Annotated in this window: 13 protein-coding genes; 11 read left to right on the forward strand and 2 right to left on the reverse strand. The window is 62.0% G+C overall.

The genetic code is table 11. The annotated features are described in order from the left end of the window. Nucleotides 1–22 precede the first annotated feature (22 nt). The 8 genes from BLP65_RS04900 to BLP65_RS04935 all read left to right on the forward strand — a co-directional run bounded on the left by BLP65_RS04900 (nucleotide 23) and on the right by BLP65_RS04935 (nucleotide 7,460). Nucleotides 23–2,656, forward strand: a complete 2,634-nt coding sequence (locus BLP65_RS04900) for a molybdopterin-dependent oxidoreductase (RefSeq protein WP_092993350.1) — start codon at nucleotides 23–25, stop codon at nucleotides 2,654–2,656. A gap of 52 nt (nucleotides 2,657–2,708) precedes the next feature. Next, nucleotides 2,709–3,428, forward strand: a complete 720-nt coding sequence (locus BLP65_RS04905; protein ID WP_092993353.1) for a TorD/DmsD family molecular chaperone — start codon at nucleotides 2,709–2,711, stop codon at nucleotides 3,426–3,428. Then, nucleotides 3,425–3,823 (forward strand): DUF309 domain-containing protein, encoded by a 399-nt coding sequence (locus BLP65_RS04910; RefSeq protein WP_092993355.1) that lies wholly within the window; start codon nucleotides 3,425–3,427, stop codon nucleotides 3,821–3,823. Before BLP65_RS04905 ends, BLP65_RS04910 begins: the two co-directional genes overlap by 4 nt. Further along, complete coding sequence (locus tag BLP65_RS04915; protein WP_092993358.1) at nucleotides 3,823–4,518, forward strand: hypothetical protein; 696 nt, start codon at nucleotides 3,823–3,825, stop codon at nucleotides 4,516–4,518. Before BLP65_RS04910 ends, BLP65_RS04915 begins: the two co-directional genes overlap by 1 nt. Further along, a complete protein-coding gene (locus BLP65_RS04920; protein ID WP_175452446.1) occupies nucleotides 4,506–4,949 on the forward strand; it encodes a hypothetical protein in 444 nt (147 codons plus the stop codon). The genes BLP65_RS04915 and BLP65_RS04920 overlap by 13 nt, the downstream gene beginning before the upstream one ends. A gap of 5 nt (nucleotides 4,950–4,954) precedes the next feature. Beyond that, nucleotides 4,955–6,028, forward strand: coding sequence for an NADH-quinone oxidoreductase subunit I (locus tag BLP65_RS04925; protein ID WP_092993364.1), 1,074 nt, complete (start codon nucleotides 4,955–4,957; stop codon nucleotides 6,026–6,028). A 9-nt stretch (nucleotides 6,029–6,037) separates the two neighbouring features. Beyond that, a complete protein-coding gene (locus BLP65_RS04930) occupies nucleotides 6,038–6,439 on the forward strand; it encodes a hypothetical protein (RefSeq protein ID WP_092993367.1) in 402 nt (133 codons plus the stop codon). Between the two features lie 85 nt (nucleotides 6,440–6,524). After that, nucleotides 6,525–7,460, forward strand: coding sequence for a glucosaminidase domain-containing protein (locus tag BLP65_RS04935; RefSeq protein ID WP_175452447.1), 936 nt, complete (start codon nucleotides 6,525–6,527; stop codon nucleotides 7,458–7,460). Here the strand turns inward: BLP65_RS04935 and BLP65_RS04940 are convergent. Beyond that, the gene (locus tag BLP65_RS04940) at nucleotides 7,411–8,484 is read right to left on the reverse strand and encodes a polysaccharide deacetylase family protein (RefSeq protein ID WP_092993371.1); all 1,074 of its coding nucleotides are present in this window, start codon (nucleotides 8,482–8,484) and stop codon (nucleotides 7,411–7,413) included. The two genes, BLP65_RS04935 and BLP65_RS04940, sit on opposite strands and share 50 nt — an antisense overlap. 123 nt (nucleotides 8,485–8,607) lie before the next feature. Next, the gene (glgP, locus tag BLP65_RS04945; RefSeq protein ID WP_092993374.1) at nucleotides 8,608–11,160 is read right to left on the reverse strand and encodes an alpha-glucan family phosphorylase; all 2,553 of its coding nucleotides are present in this window, start codon (nucleotides 11,158–11,160) and stop codon (nucleotides 8,608–8,610) included. Nucleotides 11,161–11,422: 262 nt separating this feature from the next. Here glgP and BLP65_RS04950 point away from each other — a divergent pair, with 262 nt between their 5' ends. The 3 genes from BLP65_RS04950 (at nucleotide 11,423) to BLP65_RS04960 (ending at nucleotide 16,671) form a co-directional block, all read left to right on the forward strand. Further along, a complete protein-coding gene (locus BLP65_RS04950) occupies nucleotides 11,423–13,738 on the forward strand; it encodes a Tex family protein (RefSeq protein ID WP_092993377.1) in 2,316 nt (771 codons plus the stop codon). Nucleotides 13,739–14,014: 276 nt separating this feature from the next. Beyond that, nucleotides 14,015–15,175, forward strand: coding sequence for a DNA polymerase IV (gene dinB, locus BLP65_RS04955; RefSeq protein ID WP_092993380.1), 1,161 nt, complete (start codon nucleotides 14,015–14,017; stop codon nucleotides 15,173–15,175). A 128-nt stretch (nucleotides 15,176–15,303) separates the two neighbouring features. Further along, nucleotides 15,304–16,671 (forward strand): HDOD domain-containing protein, encoded by a 1,368-nt coding sequence (locus tag BLP65_RS04960; RefSeq protein ID WP_092993383.1) that lies wholly within the window; start codon nucleotides 15,304–15,306, stop codon nucleotides 16,669–16,671. Nucleotides 16,672–16,709: the final 38 nt, after the last annotated feature.

The raw sequence follows: 16,709 nt of genomic DNA on the forward strand, positions 1-16,709 counted from the left end.
GTGCAACGGAGGAGTGAGAAACATGCTGGAAATTACACGTAGAAAGTTCATCAAGGTCACCGGCGGCACCACGGCTGCGGCTCTCGCGGCACCGTCGATGCTCAGGGCGATGGAAACCGAACTCGGTGGGCGTGACTACAACCCCGAAAGCTACAAGGAGCGTAAGGCGATCCCCACCAACTGCCACGTTTGCAACATCCAGGACGGGGCCGTCGCCTTCGTCGAGGATGGTCGGGTGGTGAAGCTGGAGGGGAATCCGAACCATGTATCCACCCGCGGACGTCTCTGCGCCAAGGGCAATGCCGGGATGTGGTATAGCTATGACCCGGACCGGATTCTCTATCCGCTAAAACGGGTCGGAAAACGCGGTGAAGGCAAATGGAAGCGCATTAGTTGGGATGAGGCATTGAACGAGGTCGCCGGACGGATCGACGATGTACTGAAAAACGGCGACCCCAACGAGATCATGTTGAAGTTTGGTCGCAACCGGACCGGCGGCGTGCTGGACCGGTTTATGAAGACACTGGGTTCGGCCACGGTCCTCAACCATACCTCGGTCTGTGAGTCGTCGAAGAAGGTCGGCATGGAGCCGACCTGGGGTCCCGATATCGAGACCCCGGACTTCGCCAATACCAAGTATGTGCTGAACTTCGGCTCCAACATCCTGGAGGCGGCCTACTTCCATAACCCGTACTCGCAACGCATCACCGAGGGGCGGGTGGACAGCAACGCCAAGATCGTCACCTTTGATGTGCGTCTGTCCAACACCGCCGGTTTTTCCGACGAATGGATTCCGGTGTTTCCGGGCACCGACGGGGCGGTGGCGTTGGCTATCGGTCACGTCATCCTGCGCGAGGATCTGCAGGATTCCGACTTCATCACTGACTGGACCAACGTCAGCGTCCGTGAACTGAAGGCGCACTACGAACAGTTCACCCCGGAGTGGGCGGCCGAGCTTTCGGGTGTGCCGGCGGAGACTATCGAGCGCATCGCCCGCGAGTTCGCTCACGCCTCGCCCGCCACCACCTACACCTACCGCGGTCCGGCCAAGCATCTCTACGGCGCCTATAACGAGAAGGCCTGCATGATGCTTTCCATCATGACCGGCAATGTCGAGAAGCGCGGGGGGTACTGCCTTCCCCGCGGTATGGGTTACGGCCAGCCGCAACCGGAGCCGCCGGCCCCGAAAAATGATTCGGTGCTGGCGCACCCGCCGGAGTTCCCGTTTGCCTCGCACAAGGTGAGCCACCTGGTGCCGTTCTGGATTGCCGAGGGTCGGCAGAAGGTCAGTGTCTACATCAACTACATGGACAACCCGGTTTACACCAATCCGGGCGCGGAGGCCGTGTGGGGCGAACTGTTCCGTAACGAGGAGCTGATTCCCTTTCGTGTTGTGCTTACCCCCTTCATGGGCGAGGAGGCGCAGACAGCGGACATCATACTGCCGGACGTACCTTACCTCGAGCGCTGGGAACCGGAGTCGATGCCCAATTCCCTGTGGCCCTGGGTCGGACTTCGTCAGCCGGTGATCGCGCCGATGGGCGAGGGTAAGGAGCACCGCGTCTACCTGCAGGAACTCATTCACCGTCTCGATCCGGACGGCTCCCGCGGCATGAAGAAATACTGGAACTTCAAGAGCTCGGAGGACTACGTCCGCCAGCAGTTCGAGAATGTGCCGGGGCTGAAGGAGGCGGGCGGTCTCGATTGGTTGAAGAAAGAGGGCGTCTGGCCCATCTACGGCAAACTCAATCCCGCTACCGGCAAGGTCAGCGACAAGACCGGGCGCGAGATCAGGGCCGAGTATGGCCTGCACAAGAAGGAGCTCTCCCGCGCCGACATGATGGGCGCGACCGTGGACGAGGAGGGCATCATCCACAAAAACGGCAAGGCTATCGGCGTGCAGCGGCACGGCAGGAACTATGTCGGTTTTCCGAGCGGCAGCCGCCTGATCAATGTGCGGGTCGCCGAGTGGGCCGAATACGGCTTCAACCCGATGCCCATCTTCAAGCGCATCCCGTGGCACGAGAATCTCAAGGAGGATGAGATGATCCTCACCACCTACAAGTACAACGTCCACGTGCAGTCGCGCACGGCGTCCATCAAGTGGCTGGCGGAGATCGTGCATCGTAACTGGGCGCCCATCAACACCGAGACCGCCAAGCGCATCGGGGTGAAAACAGGGGACCTGATTCGGGTGGAGAGTCCGGTGGGGCACCTGGTCACCAAGGCCTATGTCACCGAGGGGCAGCATCCCAGGGTGATCGGCATCTCCACCGGCTGCGGCCACTGGGGCTACGGTCGTCTGGCACAGCTCAAGCTCAAGGAGAAGGGCGGAGAGTTCGGTGCTCAGGAGGATCCCGATTTGAAAAACGTTTGGTGGGACGACAAGGGGGTACACCCCAACGCCATCATCCCCGCTGTGGCTGACCCCATCGGTGGTTCCGCCGGTTGGTACGATACGGTCGTGAAAGTAACCCCGGCACGCGAAGGCGACCGCTACGGCGATGTGGAATCTTCCTGGGACAAGCACATGGAGTGGTACAAGAAGACGATGGACTTCACCTATGTGGGTGACCAACACCGCAAGATGCACCCGGAGATGGCCGGCTGGGCCGGACCGGACAGTGTCGAGCCCAAAACACCCTCAGGTCATTAAGTAGGGCATGGCGGCCCCGCCTTCGGGGCCGCGCTTTTGAAAGGAGTAATCCATGACTGAGACAATACAGCGAGCGGATACGGTCGAAGCCCTGCGTAGCCGCGCCCACTGGTACCGGCTACTGGCAGGTGCTTTTGCCGAAGAGCCGCAGAGCGGTTTTTTGCGTGAACTGCGTGGCGAACAGTGTCTGGCGGATCTTGCCGAGCTCGGCGTCGATTTCGATGACGATTTTCTGGGCCACGATGAGGAGATGCTGACGGAAGAGTTGGCCGCTGAATACACCATGCTGTTCATTGCGCCCGGAGGGTTTCCGCCGGTGGAGTCGGTGCGACTGCAGGGCGGTTATCGCCAGAGCGCAGTCAACGAGACCCGCGATGCCTATGCCGCTGAGGGGTTTGCGGTGCAGTCCGGGCGCTTCGCAACTTTCGAGGACCACCTGTCGGTGGAGATGCAGTTCATCGCAGCCCTGCTGGAAGGGCAGGCCGAAGCGCTCGTTGCCGGTAACGAGAACGAGGCGCGTCGTATCGGGAAGGTGGTGAAGCGTTTCTGGGTGAAACACCTGGGACGCTGGAGCAGGGGCTTTGCGCAAATCGTGGAAGGGGCGACCGAACACAGCTTCTACCGCGAAATGGCGCGGTTGCTGGAGGCCTTTACCCTCGCGGAACTCGAGGTGCTGGGACTGGACGTCGCGGATGAGGACGGGGCAAGGCTGAGGGCACCCAAACCCGATGCGGTAACCCGGCCGATGCAGTGCGGGGGAGCGGCTACATGAGTTTGCTTTTGTGGGATGAGCTGGCGGCATTGTGGCAGTCGGGTGATTTCCGCGGCGTGCATGACTGGGTCAATGAGCGCTGGTCGCGGACGGTGCAGGAGTCCCCGGACGGCGACGCCGACCCGTTCGCCCGCTTCTTGCAGGGCCTGGCGTTTGCCGCGCTCGCCTTTCACTTCGCTGAAGAGCAGAACGGCGAGAGTGCGGCCATCTTCGTTGAAGATGGCCTCGAGGTGCTGTCGCGCCTCCCGCCCTCGTATGCCGGCATTGAGATCACCCCCATCGTTGACGCACTGGCTGAGCTTCGCGAGCGTCTGCCGGTGACCGGTCTGGGGCTCCCCATCCCGCCCGTAGTCGCCGGTGTACGGGCGTTGCGCTTTTCCCACGGGAGTATGTAATGAACGGCTACCAATGGGCGGTCTGGAAAGAGACTCTCGGCTTGGAAAGCGGGGAGGTGTGCGGTGAACGGCGTTTCTTGTTCGATGCCGGAGAGCCGGACAGTGAGCTGACCGGGTGCTGTGTGGTATCGCCCCGGGCGGATGCCCGGCGTATCGATGCCTTGTTGGTTGCGGGAGCCGAACAGGTCCTGCTGGGGGAGTCTGCGTTGTACGACAGCGCCCTTTTTACCGAGGCCATCGCACGTCACGGCGGGGAGCGGATCGGCGTGTGGCTGCCGGTGCACCGGGCCAAGTCGAGTTGGGCGCTGGACACCACCAGCAATGCCGATTTCAACGTTGTTGCCGTGTCCAATCCGGTGCCGCGTTGGCTAGTCTTGCAAGCGGATCGCACGCCCACCGATGTCGATGCTCAGTGGTGGGCGGGGCAGATGATCGCCGCGGGCTGCGGGACGCTGCTGGTGTCCGTGGAGGCACCAGAGGATGATGATCTGCTTGCCTGCGCCGAAATGGCCGAGATCGCCGGTGAGCGATTCTGGCTCGATAGCGGTTCCGATGCTGTCGAAGAGCTGCGCTTCTGGACGCGTTACGGTCAGGCGCGCCGCCTGGTGCTACCGGCGGGCTGCGATGTGGATGGGACGACTTCGGCACTCGAAGAGCGGCTGTCCCGGGACGAAGGTGTTACGTGTTCCGGTTGATGGTGGCTCTGCCGTGGATCGCTATGGGCTCGACTGCTGTTGCCGAGGTGGTGGTCGACGCGGAGGCCTTGGCCAAACTGGAGGGCGCCACAGGCTGGCCCGTGGTCGATGTCCGTGGACCGGCCGAACGTAGTCGTGTGCCGATCCCGGATGGACGCGATCTCGGGCCGGAACTTGATGAGGTGACCGGTCGCGTCCTGGTGATAGCCTCCGATGACGAGATCGCACAAGAGGCGGCGCGTGCCGTCGAATCGCGACTTCGCACGGTGGAGGCGTTCGCAGTAAAGGGCGGAATCGATACACTGCGGGTCATACGGCCCGACCTGCTGCCGAGTATCGAAAGCGGTGCGATGCCGGGTACCTATACCATTCCGACGGATACCTGCCAGCCGGGCCCGGCGCTGCATACATTCTCCGACGAGAAGAAATAGCGGTTATGGCCATTGCAATGGAAACCCTTCCCGAGGTCCGCATTCAGCGCTGCGTGCGTTACCGTTTTCGCTACAGCCACTGCAGCCGCTGTGCCGACGGCTGTCCTCCCGGCGCGCTAACACCCGATGAGGAGGGTGTGACGCTTGATGCAGCGCGCTGCAGCGGTTGCGGCCTGTGTGGTACCGCCTGTCCCACAGCGGTGTTCGAACCGGCCCGACTTCCGTTGGCGGCATTGGTGAAGCCGGAGACCCCGTCGCTGAGCATCGTCTGTGCCCCGTCCGGATTGAGAGGGGAGGTGCGGGTGCCCTGTCTGGGCGACCTGGACCTTGCGCTGCTCGCCAGCCTAGCGCAGCGCGAAATCGCGGTAACCTTGCGGGTCGCGGGACACTGTGAGAATTGCGCCAATGCCCCCGTAGGCGGAGAGCGGGTGGAGGGGCTTGCCGGTGCACTTGACGAGTTGGGTAAGGCGGCATCCGATCAGGGACTTCCCTGGAGCGCGCCGCTCGTGGAAACCGAAGATACTGGACGTACGCACCAGGCGGATCGCCGGCAACTGTTTCGCCGCTGGGCCAATCGTGTCGTTCAGAGTTCACATGACCAGGTCGAGTTGGAGGTTCCCGCATTCGCTGTCCGCGCTGCGGCGCACTTCGTTCCAGCGCGGCGCCGACTGGCCGAGGTGGTACTGGGACGGTTTGAGGCCGTTCCCGAATCGACTGGACTCGCTCTTCTATTGGGAGTCGGCAGCATCGATGCTCGAGCGGGGAGATGTACTGGTTGTGAGTCCTGCGCCCGGGTTTGCCCCAGCGGCGCACTGAAGATTTTTGAAGGAGATAGCCGCTGGGAACTGCAATTCAGGATCGGACAGTGCCTGGGGTGCGGTGTCTGTGTTGAGGCGTGTGGGGCCGGTGCGCTGACGCTACATCATCATTGGCAGCCCGCAGCGGATGCGCCGGTAGCATTACACTCCCTGCGGCGGTTCCTTTGCGAGAGTTGCGGGCGCTTTTTTATCGGACTGGAGGAGGATACCTGCCCGGTCTGTTCGGATGACGAAGACAATTTCGAGGCCATTTTCGGCTGAGGAGGGCATATGCAGTGGGAATTCACACCTGAAGAGGTAGCAAAAGGCGCAGTGGATTACGGGCTCGCCGAATTTCGCAAGGGCCTGGAAGCCGAGGTGAAAATGAACCTCGGCGGCGACGACGAGGCGTTTTTACAGCAGAGCTTCGACCTGATCTATGACCTTTGCTACTGGATGGCCACGGGCCGGGAATTCGCCGACTTCGCCGCCACCCTCGACGACGATACCCCGCTCGAGATACATGTTCTGCAGGTCATCAAGGAATACATGCGGGACAACATCACCATGCTAGGCGCCATTTTGCAACGGCTGATCATGGATGGCGTGGAGAACGGGATGCCGACTCACGAGGCGATTGAAAACGCGGCCCGACAGCATGCCGAGACTGTTTCCGGCTCATTACGCCCTTAAGGTCTTGGGAAAGTTCCCATGGCGAAATATCTCCAGAACTCTTAGAATTTGCATCCCCGCCAATTTTCATGTCTGCGTTATACCTATGCTTCAACAAACTCCCGAATCCGATGCCCGGTTGCCGTTGCCCCTGCTGTCTATGGTCGCTGTTGTCCTGCCCCTTCTGGTTGCCGGATTGCTGGATTGGTTCGTGGTCATCCCGGGCGACCGCTCTATCCGTTTCGAGATCCCCTTGGTAGTCGTAACGGCTTCAGACGCCGATACACTCGAATCCATCTTCAGCCGCCACAACTATTTCTGGCCGCCGGAGAACACGGTTCCACCACTGCTGGTGGCCAGGATTCCTTCGGACGTAAGCCGTTTGCATGCGGAGCGTAAAAAGAGCCTGTTCTTCCGGATAATGCTTCCTGTGGTACTGGCGGAGAACGAGCGGGTTCGGAACCTGCGACAGACCGTTCGCAAGGGGTTTGAAAACGGTGCGCCGCCTCCCGACAGCGAGCAATGGCAACAGCTGACAGCACTCGCCAGGGACTACGGCGTCGAGATGGAGGTCGCCGACCCGCTGTTCGAGCGCCGATTATTAAAGCGCATCGATGTGATCCCTCCCGGGCTGATGCTGGCGCAGGCGGCCAATGAGAGTGCCTGGGGTACTTCTCGGTTCGCGCGCGAGGGCAACAATCTGTTCGGGGAGTGGACCTGGAATGCGGATCAGGGGATGGTGCCGTTGCGTCGCACGGCGGGTGCCGACCATTACGTGCGCAAATTTCCGGACCTGCGCAGTTCAGTACGGGCCTATTTGAAGAACCTCAACACGGGCCGCGCCTATAGTGAACTGCGCAGGATCCGTGCCGAGTTGCGAAAGGCTGGTCGGTCTCTGGAGCCGCAGGTATTGGCCGAGGGGTTGCTGCGCTATTCGGAACGCGGTCCCGACTATGTAACCGAGATCCGCGCCATGATCGACTACAACGGGCTTAGTGATTTGGGTCCGCTGCAATTGGCGGAATCACCCAGGGTTGACTGAACCAGTACCAACCCCCGCCCGCTGAGGGCGCCGTGCAGTTGTAGCGTGCCCGGCCCGGTTCGAATGGCTCGGAGGCCTGCATGGAAAACCGGTTCTCGTCCCGCCCTGACAGCTCCAGTGGCAGGCGCCCCTGGGGACCGCCATAGCAGGCCAGCCGTTCCGGATCGATGCTATTCGGAGCCAGCGTGATGCTCAGTCGGGGCGGATTGTTGCTCTCCACCAGGGGGTCCCGGGGGGTAAGTGAAATCACCGGTAGCGGGAGACTGTTTGCCTTGATGGCAAACTCATCCAGGTCCGAGAAGTTCTCGTTGATGGGATAGCGGGGCAGCGCACGAAGGTCCGATAACGGGCCCATGGCCCCCGAGTGCTGGCCAAATCCGACGTAGCCGAGGTCCTCGACGAGGTCGGCGAGGGCCGAACTGTACTCTCCGAACGGGTAGGCGAACAAACGTCCCGGATTGACTGCATCGCCCAACTCCTCCCGCAGCCGTGCCTCGGCTGCGCGAATATCTCCTTTTACCCGTTTGTTCCAGGTGGCCGCGGATTCACCGGATCTGCGAGCGAGCAGATGATCATGGGAGGTGCTGTGGTTGGCGAATCTCACGCCGGTCGCCTGCATCTCGCGCATCTGTTCCCAGTCCATGATGTCGGACAGGCCCTGGTCCACCCCGTGGGTGCTGACGAACACCGTGAACGGCCAGTCCCGCTCCCGTAGCTGTGGCCAGGCGTTTTCGTAGACGCTGTGATAGGCGTCGTCGAAAGTGATCGCTATCGTACGTTCGGGGATCGGCATTCCCGTCTTCAGGTGACGGACGATGCGTTCCAGCGGCCAGATCCGAAACCCCTCTCGCTCGAGGTAGTCCAACTGCGCCCCGAAATCTTCCTGACGGACGTTGGTCGAGGGATAGCGGGAATCATCGACACGATGGTACATGAAGGCGACGGCATGCCCCGGCGATTCGGCGCCGGCATTGCAGGCGGCAAGGATGGTGCCCAGCAGTAGAGCGGAAAGAATTATTCGCATGGCTCCCAGTATACAGGGGCGCGGGGCTGCCTCGAAGGGGAATACACCGGCTTTGCACGCGGCAGAGGTCGGGGCTCGGGGGGTGAAATCTTTTAAACGCACCAATCCGAACCCGCTCTGAACTCACGGTGCGCTCAGGCTGGAGTGCCTCCACAGGATCAGTGGGCTCTCCAGTGGAACCCGGGCGTGTGGATGATGTGGCACCAGCCGTGGGGTGTAGTGTTCTGCCGGCCGATCGGCGGGGACCCGGGCATGGAAGGTGAACCCATTGACGGTGCCGGGCAGCGGCTGGCCACGCTCAAGGGGCCAGACCGACTGTTCGTCCTCGCTCCGCGGCACGGCATAAAGTTGCGCAGCCACAAAATCCGGGTCGATTTCATCGAGAAAGATCTGCAGGCGGAAAAGGTAGTGTTCGCCATCGTTCTCGACGCCGCCGCCGCCAAAGTGAAGGCGAGGCCAGTGCTTTTTGATGGAGTGTCGCCAGGCCTCGAGCTCTTCTGCAAGCGCACCATTGTTATCGACACGGCGACGCCACTCCGCCGCTGCAGGCAGATAGTAGTCTTCGGTATATTGGCGCACCATGCGGTTGGCGGAAAACGTCGGCGTCAGGTGGGCCATGCTCTCTCGCAGCCGCTGCACCCAGGCGGTGGGGATTCCCTGCTCATTCCGGTTATAAAAGGCGGGCACCACCTCGTTCTCCAGCAGGGAGTAGAGCTGCTCTGCCTCATGGGCATCCCATGCCGGGTCGCTATCATGCTCGCGGCCATCGCCGATCGACCAGCCCGCTTCCGGACGATAGGCCTCGGCCCACCAGCCGTCCAGCTCGGAAATGTTGAGCCCGCCATTGACCAGCACCTTCATGCCGCTGGTACCACTCGCCTCCCAGGGGCGCAGTGGGGTGTTGAGCCATAGATCCACCCCCTGCACCAGTTCGGTGGCCAGACCGATGGCGTAGTCTTCCACGAATACCATGCGACCTTGCGCCCGGGAGTGGTGCATGAAATCGCTCCAGCGCCGCACCATCTTTTGACCCAGCCGATCTTTGGGGTGGGCCTTGCCGGCGATTACCAGCTGGACGGGTCTCTCGGAGTCATTCAGCAGTCGCTCCAGCCGTTGCGGATCATGCAACAGCAGGTCGGGCCGTTTGTAGGTAGCGAAACGACGGGCAAAGCCAATGGTCAGGCAGTTGGGATCGAGTCGTTCGATCAATGACTCCGCGAGGGCGGGGCCCTGCCCGCGCGCCCGCAGCTGCCGGACCAGCCGTTGGCGCAGGTGACCGATCAGGTCCTGGCGCTGACGGCCCCGAAAGTCCCAGAGGGTCTCGTCATCGACTGCCCGGAAACCCGCCTCCAGGCCCTCCTGCGCGCCGAGCCAGCGCTCTTTCCCGCAGGCGTTGGTCCACAGTCGGTCGGCATGGGCTGAATCCCACGAGGGCATATGCACCCCGTTGGTGACGTGGCCGATGGGTATCTCGTGCCGGGGACGTCCGGGGAACAGGGGTTGAAAGATGCTGCGGCTGACTTCGCCGTGAAGCTGACTGACGCCGTTTATGCGGGCGCTGCACCGCAAAGCCAGGTAGGCCATGTTGAACGGCTCATGGGCATCGGGTCCATTGATGCGGCCGAGGGCCAGCAGCTCTTCCAGTTCGACTCCCAGCGATCGGGTGAGAGGCTCCAGATACTGTGCGATCAGCTCCTTTGGAAAGCGATCGAAGGCTGCATCCACCGGAGTGTGGCTGGTGAAGATGTTGCCCGCTGCCGTGGCCCGAAGCGCTGTTGAAAAATCGGTGCCGGAGCGGCGCATGAAATCGGCAGCCCGCTCAAGGACCGCAAACGCCGGGTGGCCTTCATTAAGATGGAGTACGTCACACTGGATGGCAAGGGCACGCAGCAGCCGCCAACCGCCGATGCCGAGGACCAGCTCCTGTTGCAGTCGCATCTCTACACTGCCGCCGTAGAGCTCCGCTGTAATGCCGCGGTCAGCCGGTCCATTCAGCGGATGGTTGCTGTCAAGCAGGTAGAGCCGGTTGCGTCCGGCCTGGACCTGCCAGGCCCGCAGGTGAAGTTCGCGACCCGGCAAATCGATGCTGACCCGCAGCCACTCACCCTCGACATCGCGCAGGGGCATGACCGGGAGCAGCGTCGGGTCGTTATAGGGATAGCTGGCGATCTGTTCACCAGTGGCATCCAGGCTTTGGCGGAAGTAGCCCTGCTGGTAAAGCAGTCCCACTCCAATCAGGGGAACACCGAGGTCACTGGCCGTCTTCAGGTGATCGCCGGCAAGGATGCCGAGCCCACCGGAATAGATGGGCAGCGCCTCGCCCAGGCCGAACTCCATGCTCAGGTAAGCGACACCGTTCAGTTCATCACTGGCGTGGGTTTCACTGAACCAGCTTGACGACGCGAGGTACTTCTCTCTGGTCGCCAGCAAACGCTCCAGTTCCGACCGGAAGGTTTCATCTTCGGCAAGCTTCTCCAGCCGACGGTGGGATACACTCTCCAGGATCAGCCAGGCATTGCCCGTGGCGTTCCAGAGTTCCGGGTCGATGCTTTCCCAGAGACGGTCGGCGGCGTGATTCCAGTTCCAGCGCACATCCAGCGCCAGCTCGGCCAGTCCCGCAAGTTGCGGTGGCAGCGGGCGCGGCAGGTAACTCGGGTTGGTATGCAGGTTTGCCATGACGGAGTAAGCAACGGGCTTCGGTACAGTGTAACCGAAGGCCCCGGTGGCGGAAGGTTCGATTCCATCAGGAGTTGGCGGTTTCTGGACGGGAAAAAGGTCGTCTCTGCACGCCGTGATTCCTGTGTCATCCGCAATAGGAGCGACCCGCACTCCGCAAAACCGCAATGTCCTGACGCTTTTGGGGGGCTCTGAAAGTATCGCCAAGCATGCAACAGTACACTAGAATCCGGGGTCTTTGACCTACCGGCGGACGTATTGCATGACTATTTTCCAGCGCATTGCCGATGAGCTCGGCGTCAGGGTTGCCCAGACCGAGGCGACCGTGCAGCTCCTCGACAGCGGGGCTACGGTACCTTTTGTGGCCCGCTACCGGAAAGAGGCGACCGGTGGTCTGGACGACATCCAGTTGCGCCGGCTTGAGGAGCGGCTGGCCTATCTCCGCGAGCTGGAGGATCGGCGGGCGACCGTACTGAAAAGTATCGACGAGCAGGGTCTGCTGACGCCGGAGCTGAAGAAGGCCGTTGTCGAGGCCGATACCAAGACCCGCCTGGAGGATCTTTACCGCCCCTTCATGCCCAAGCGTCGCACCAAGGCGCAGATCGCCCGCGAGGCGGGGCTGGAGGCGTTGGCGATCGGTCTACTGGAAGACCCGATGCTTGAGCCGGAAACCGAGGCGGGGAAATATATCGATGCCGACAAGGGAGTGGCGGACAGTGCGGCGGCCCTGGAGGGGGCGCGGCAGATCCTGATGGAGCAGTTTGCCGAGGATGCCGAACTGGTGGGTAGGCTGCGTGAATACCTTTGGGACAACGCCACCGTGAAGTCGCTCGTGGTGGCCGGCAAGGAGCAGGAGGGGGCCAAGTTCTCGGACTACTTCGACTATTCGGAACCCGTCAAAAACATCCCCTCCCATCGGGCGCTGGCGCTGTTCCGGGGGCGCAAGGAGGGGATACTGAATCTCACTCTGTGCCTGCCGGAAGACGAGGCCGAGGGGCGCAGCCCACTCGAACCCTCCAGCGGTGAACGGCATATCGTCGCCCATTTCGGGATCCGCAACGAGGGGCGCCCGGCCGACCGATGGATGGCGGATACCGTGCGTTGGGCCTGGCGCGTCAAGATACTTACCCATCTGGATACCGATCTGAAGGGGCGCCTTCGCGAGGCGGCGGAGGAGGAGGCCATCAAGGTTTTCGGTCAGAACCTGCACGACCTGTTGCTGGCCGCTCCCGCCGGACCGCGGGCTACCATGGGCCTCGACCCGGGCCTGCGCACCGGCGTCAAGGTGGCGGTGGTGGACAGTACCGGCAAACTGGTGGATACCGCCACCATCTATCCGCACGCCCCGAAGAATCGCTGGGACGAATCGATAGCCGCATTGGCCACGCTGGCCGCCAGGCACCACGTGGATCTGGTATCCATCGGTAATGGCACTGCCTCCCGTGAAACCGATCGGCTGGTGGCGGACCTCAGCAAGCGCCATCCGGAACTGAAACTGAGCAAGGTGATCGTCAGCGAGGCGGGTGCCTCGGTCTACTCGGCGTCCGAGTACGCCTCCAACGAGATGCCCGACGTCGATGTCTCACTACGTGGCGCCGCCTCCATCGCCAGGCGCCTGCAGGACCCGCTGGCGGAGCTGGTGAAGATCGAGCCCAAATCCATCGGTGTAGGCCAGTATCAGCATGACGTATCCCAGGTGAGGCTGGCGCGCGCCCTGGAGGCGGTGGTGGAGGATTGCGTGAACGCCGTGGGGGTGGATGCCAACACCGCCTCCAGCGCGCTGCTGTCCCGGGTAGCGGGCCTCGGTCCGGCACTGGCGGCCAACGTGGTGGCCTTTCGCGATGAGCATGGCGCCTTTGCCACCCGCAAGCAGCTGCTCAAGGTGTCGCGCCTGGGTGACAAGGCCTTTGAACAGGCGGCGGGCTTCCTGCGCATCATGAACGGTGACAATCCGCTGGATGCCTCCGCCGTGCATCCCGAGTCCTACCCCGTGGTCGAGCGCATCCGCGATGCAAGCGGGCGCTCCATCAATGAACTGATTGGCGACAGCCGATATCTGCGTTCCCTGAAACCGGTCGATTTCACGGATGAACGATTTGGCGAGCCCACCGTTCGCGACATCCTCGCCGAACTGGAAAAACCGGGTCGTGACCCGCGTCCGGAGTTCAAGACTGCTGCCTTCAAGGAGGGGGTGGAAGAGATGAAGGACCTGACTGCGGGGATGATCCTGGAAGGCGTGGTGACCAACGTCACCAATTTCGGTGCCTTCGTGGACATCGGCGTTCACCAGGATGGACTGGTACACATCTCCGCCATGTCGGAGAAATTCATCAGGGATCCACGGGAGGTGGTGAAGGCGGGTGACCTGGTGAAGGTGAAGGTCATGGAGGTGGACCTGCCGCGCAAGCGTATCGGATTGACCATGCGCATGAGTGATTCGCTCCAGGGAAAGACGGCCACCGAACGCTCGAAGGGAGAGCGACGCCCCGACGGAGGCAAGCCAAAACAAGGGAAACGTGAACAGCCGGCAGCGGGCAACTCCGCCATGGCCGATGCCCTGGCCAAGCTGAAGCGGTAACGGAAACCTTCGGCGCGTCGACAGGATTGGTGGGTGTAGAGGAAATACAGGCTCTACTGAAGAACTTGTCCTCCCCTGTCGTCATTACGAGGAGCCTTGGCGACGAAGTAATCTCCTGCTCCCAAAACCCCAGATTGCCGCGTCGCTGGGGCTCCTCGCAATGACGGCTTAGAGTTGTCATCGAACAAGATTGGATAACGGTTTTACCCCGTGGTCCCCGTGTCCCCCGTGGTTTATTTTCGGACTATGCGAGCCGCAGACGGGTAAAATAGGCGCATGAGCCGGGCCATTCTTCATGTCGATATGGATGCCTTCTTCGCCTCGGTGGAGGTGCGGGAGCGTCCGGAGTTGCGCGGTCGTCCGGTGATCGTCGGTGGCACTCCGGAGGGGCGGGGCGTGGTCGCGGCGGCCAGTTACGAGGCGCGCCGTTTCGGGGTGCACAGTGCCATGCCGACGGCTACGGCACTGCGGCTGTGTCCGAAGGCCGTGGTACTGCCCCCGCGCCACGGGTTGTATTCGCAGGTCTCACGGCGGATCCACACCGTGTTCGAACGCTACACGCCCCAAATCGAGCCCCTCTCCCTGGACGAGGCGTTTCTTGACGTAACCGGCAGTCTGCGGCTGTTCGGCAGCGCCGCCGCGATCGGGCGCCGAATCAAGGGTGAAATCCTTGAAGAGTTGGGCCTGATCGCCTCGGTCGGGGTCGCGCCCAACAAATTCCTGGCCAAACTGGCCAGCGACATGAACAAGCCGGACGGTTTTTTTCAGTTCGACCCGGAGCGGATTGCCGAGACCCTGGATCCCCTGCCGGTGACGCGACTGTGGGGAGTGGGACCGGCCACGGCGCGCCAACTGGAACGCCTCGGGATCCGCACGGTGGGGCAGCTGCGGCACTATTCGCGGCGGCTCATTGTCCGCCATCTGGGGCGCGGCGGAGAGCATCTCTGGGAATTGGCCCACGGTATCGACGCGCGACCGGTAGTCTCCGAGCAGGAGACCAAATCGGTCTCCAACGAGACCACCTTTGCCCGGGATATCCACGACCCGAACAGCCTGCGGATGTGGCTCTCGGAACTGTCGGAGCAGGTGGCCTGGCGGCTGCGTCGGCAGGAGTTGGCGGGCCGTACCATTACGCTCAAAGTGCGTTTTCAGGACTTCACGACCGTGACGCGTTCTCTCTCTTTGCCGGCAGTGACCGATTTGACTTCGGAGATCCGGGATACGGCCCTCCGACTCTATGAGGAACGACTCGATCACCCCCATCCATCGGTTCGACTGCTGGGGGTCGGGGTAAGCGGTTTCGAAACCCCCGAGGCCCGACAGCAGTCGCTCTTTCACGAGGTTCGTGCCCGCAACAGTCGGGTGGATACCATCGTCGACCAGGTTCGCTCCCGTTTCGGTAGAGACGCCGTACGCCGCGGCGGGAGTCGGCGTTGACGGGGCAATGCCCTGTTCTGTGAACTGGGCCGGAACCCCCTGTGACTCTCTTCCCGGCATTGTCTCCTGATTCCCCGCTAGGCTGCAGTCAAAGGCTGTCAGACGTCCACAGCGAGGGAAGCAGAGCCATGAAAATTCCCAAAAGAATCCTGACCTATCTGGCGGAGAAGCGCGGCCAGTACAAGGTCCGTGTGACGGAGACCACCGGTAGCTTCGATGAAACACTGGCAGCCGCCGGGCTGCCCGGCGAAAGGGTGGCCCGCGCCGTACTCCTGGTCTCCGTGGAAAAAACAGGCAGGTCGGCCGTACTGGCGATCATTCCTGCCGATCGGAAACCGGACCTGGAGCGTCTTTCCCGGATGTTAAAGCGGGAGATGCGCATCGGCACGGATGCCGAGGTTCGGAAACTGTTTCCCGGGTGCGATTCCAGAGCCATCCCTCCGCTGGCTGCGCCCTTCGGCCTGCGTGCGATTCAGGACAGTCGGCTGAACGGCTGTGAGACCGTCTATTTCACTTCGGGCCGTCCAGGGGTCTTTATTCGTGCCGACCGGGACACTTTTGCCCGCCTGCAGGCAGATAGCTGGCGGCGGCATGTGATTAGTCGTTGCGATAGAGCCGATGCAGGAGTTGAAAACTACCGGGAGGCCGTCCGCCGCAGGGTCGAATCGGTGACGGAGCTGCCGGCGATGCCCGGCATCGCATCGGAGATCACACGCCTGCGCAAAAATCCCTACTCTCATGCCAGTGAGTTGGCTGCCGTAATTGAGCAAGACCCCAGTCTTTCGGCTCAGCTCATCCGCTATGCCACGTCGCCCTTGTACGGTTACCAGGGCAAGGTGGAGTCGGTCGAGCAGGCGATCGTGCAGGTGTTGGGAATGGACTTCGTCTATGAATCCGCGTTTGGTCTGGTACTTGGCAAAACCTTTCGCAACGCGAAAGTCGGTCCTGTCGGGCTGAATGCCTTCTGGCGCCACGCCGTTCACACCGGCACCCTTACTCAGGCGCTATCCAACGCCATCGACTACAACCGCCGGCCCTCGCCCGGGGTCGCCTATCTCGCGGGTCTGTTGCACAACTTCGGTTTTCTGCTGCTTGGGCACCTGTTCCCCGAGCAGTTCAAGCGGCTCAATCGGGCCATGCAGGAGAGCTCCGAGCGTCCTTTGAGGGAATTGGAGCGTGAGACAGTGGGCGTAAGCCATACCGAACTGGGGCTATGGCTGATGAATGCCTGGGATATGCCTGTGGAAATCATGGAGGCGGTCCGAGAGCACCACAATGCCAACTATCACAGTCGTTACTCGGTCTACCCCAACCTGGTCTATGTGGCCAATGCCCTGCTGAAGCGTCATGGAATCGGCGAGTCGGCCACCACGGAGGTCAGCGACATGATGCTGGAACGTCTTGGTCTCAATCGTATTCAGGCCGAGGTGGCGCTGGCCACAGTCATGGAGGACAACGAGGGCCTGGATTACATCGCACAGCAAATGGCAGCCTGAACAGGTATATTTTGCGGTGGTGCGCTCTGCGACCCGCG

The organism is Thiohalomonas denitrificans (assembly GCF_900102855.1).
GTDB lineage: Bacteria > Pseudomonadota > Gammaproteobacteria > Thiohalomonadales > Thiohalomonadaceae > Thiohalomonas > Thiohalomonas denitrificans.

Excerpts from the sequence above, each read along its gene's own strand:
- glgP (WP_092993374.1), bottom strand. The coding sequence starts at position 11,160 with ATGGCAAACCTGCATACCAACCCGAGTTACCTGCCGCGCCCGCTGCCA.
- BLP65_RS04960 (WP_092993383.1), top strand. The coding sequence starts at position 15,304 with ATGAAAATTCCCAAAAGAATCCTGACCTATCTGGCGGAGAAGCGCGGC.
- BLP65_RS04930 (WP_092993367.1), top strand. The coding sequence starts at position 6,038 with ATGCAGTGGGAATTCACACCTGAAGAGGTAGCAAAAGGCGCAGTGGAT.
- BLP65_RS04935 (WP_175452447.1), top strand. The coding sequence starts at position 6,525 with ATGCTTCAACAAACTCCCGAATCCGATGCCCGGTTGCCGTTGCCCCTG.
- BLP65_RS04900 (WP_092993350.1), top strand. The coding sequence starts at position 23 with ATGCTGGAAATTACACGTAGAAAGTTCATCAAGGTCACCGGCGGCACC.
- BLP65_RS04915 (WP_092993358.1), top strand. The coding sequence starts at position 3,823 with ATGAACGGCTACCAATGGGCGGTCTGGAAAGAGACTCTCGGCTTGGAA.
- BLP65_RS04940 (WP_092993371.1), bottom strand. The coding sequence starts at position 8,484 with ATGCGAATAATTCTTTCCGCTCTACTGCTGGGCACCATCCTTGCCGCC.
- BLP65_RS04925 (WP_092993364.1), top strand. The coding sequence starts at position 4,955 with ATGGCCATTGCAATGGAAACCCTTCCCGAGGTCCGCATTCAGCGCTGC.
- BLP65_RS04905 (WP_092993353.1), top strand. The coding sequence starts at position 2,709 with ATGACTGAGACAATACAGCGAGCGGATACGGTCGAAGCCCTGCGTAGC.
- BLP65_RS04910 (WP_092993355.1), top strand. The coding sequence starts at position 3,425 with ATGAGTTTGCTTTTGTGGGATGAGCTGGCGGCATTGTGGCAGTCGGGT.
- BLP65_RS04950 (WP_092993377.1), top strand. The coding sequence starts at position 11,423 with ATGACTATTTTCCAGCGCATTGCCGATGAGCTCGGCGTCAGGGTTGCC.
- dinB (WP_092993380.1), top strand. The coding sequence starts at position 14,015 with ATGAGCCGGGCCATTCTTCATGTCGATATGGATGCCTTCTTCGCCTCG.